Here is a 1,462-nt window from a genome sequence, read left to right on the forward strand (position 1 = left end):
ATGGCGGGGACAAGCCCCGCCACTACGAAAAATGGCGTCCCTTTCAGGGTTTGGTTGGTGTTTCTACAAGCCCGAGTAACGGTTCTTTACGCGGTGCCGGCATGGTCTCAATCCCTTTCAGGGTTTGGTTGGTGTTTCTACTCCGCCGGCGCGAACCCGCTTGGCACCGCCATCGAGGCACAGTCCGCGCGGACCGCTCCGTTGACCCCGATTATACCCGCTGGACAAGCCTGCTTCATCGGGGTGAAAAACTCGGTTTTTCCGGATTGCATCGGGATCGCGCGGATCCCCGGGAGTTTCCCCACCGCTACCCGTCCGCGGTATTCACTTGTCAAAGATCTAATTATCTCAACCTACAAATATCGCCGTATCCGGAAGAAGGCGTCGGCGCCCGATGCGCTCGTCCGCTGTCTCAGTTTTCCGCGTTTGTGCTCAACCGGATAGTAGATTCCTTTTACTTCCTCCACTACGTCGGCATAACCGATCAGCCCGAGGCGACGTGAATAGAGCGGGACCTTGCGCCATTGCCGAAATCCACTGCGCTTGTCCGTTCCTTTGGTGTGAACCCGTTTGTGAAGCAGTTCTCCTTCGACGGTGAACTCGTTGGGTTGGAATGCACCCCCGGCGTAGGAAAACCACGCGGCGCGCGGGCAGAAAACATACTCGGAAACGAGGCTGATCGGGATTGGCTCGCTCATTCGATCCTCCTCACAAGGCCCATTCCGTGGGTGGTCTTGCGGCCGATCCCGGCGAAGAACGCAAACTCGGCAAGGGCATGTAGGGCTGGGATGGATTCTGCGGGAGCGCTACGCAAGATGCGGAACTCTACTGGACCGACGAATCCAGGGATGTGAGAGCGACCGTCGAAGAAGGTTCGGGTCTCAATCCGGGCGCGAGAAAGAGCGACTGAGCGTTCGATCATCTCTCCATTGAGGGGGAGTGGAATCGGTGCGAACGCGTTCCAGCGCGTGAGGAGCCCGCGGAAGACGAGTCGGGGGAGAGGCAGGGGAAGGTCGAGGTCTCCTTGACGGAATGCAGTCGGGGTACAGAAATGCAACCGGATGATGCGGGAGGTTGTGTCTTTTCCAAATTTGTCCCACGGGACAGTGCCTGCCCACGGGCCGTCCTGTCGAGACGGAATCGGGCGCAGCTTCATCCTGCCAACCGGTAAGGGAAACCCTCCTCGCTTGTTCCAACGCTCCCAGAACTGCGCAAACAGCTCGGGATCGATCACTCCAAGGCGCAGGGAGATGGTGTCGCTCCCCTCGATTTGGCCGATGGGAACGAGGGAGAACGGCCGTCTTCCCATTCGTGGTGAATGCAAAAGCTTTGCCAAAGAGGGATCTCCGGCTTGAATTAAGCCGAGGAACGCACCGTGCAACCGCTCCGGAGTGAGCTTCTCAAGCGGCCGGGAAGCACGAAATCGAAGGACAAGAGCGTATGGACCGGTCACAATGTCTCC

At 58.5% G+C, this 1,462-nt stretch carries 2 protein-coding genes; both read right to left on the minus strand.

Annotation, left to right across the window (positions count from 1 at the left end; translation table 11 throughout):
- Positions 1 to 353: 353 nt before the first annotated feature.
- Positions 354 to 698, minus strand: coding sequence for a CRISPR-associated protein Cas4 (gene cas4, locus J7J55_02065; protein MCD6141490.1), 345 nt, complete (start codon positions 696 to 698; stop codon positions 354 to 356).
- Positions 695 to 1,336 (minus strand): CRISPR system precrRNA processing endoribonuclease RAMP protein Cas6, encoded by a 642-nt coding sequence (gene cas6, locus J7J55_02070; GenBank protein MCD6141491.1) that lies wholly within the window; start codon positions 1,334 to 1,336, stop codon positions 695 to 697. The genes cas4 and cas6 overlap by 4 nt, the downstream gene beginning before the upstream one ends.
- Between the last annotated feature and the right edge of the window lie 126 nt (positions 1,337 to 1,462).

This window comes from Candidatus Bipolaricaulota bacterium, from assembly GCA_021159055.1.
Lineage (GTDB): Bacteria > Bipolaricaulota > Bipolaricaulia > UBA7950 > UBA9294 > S016-54.

Coding starts and splice junctions, on each gene's coding strand:
- cas4 (MCD6141490.1), bottom strand. CDS start 698: ATGAGCGAGCCAATCCCGATCAGCCTCGTTTCCGAGTATGTTTTCTGC.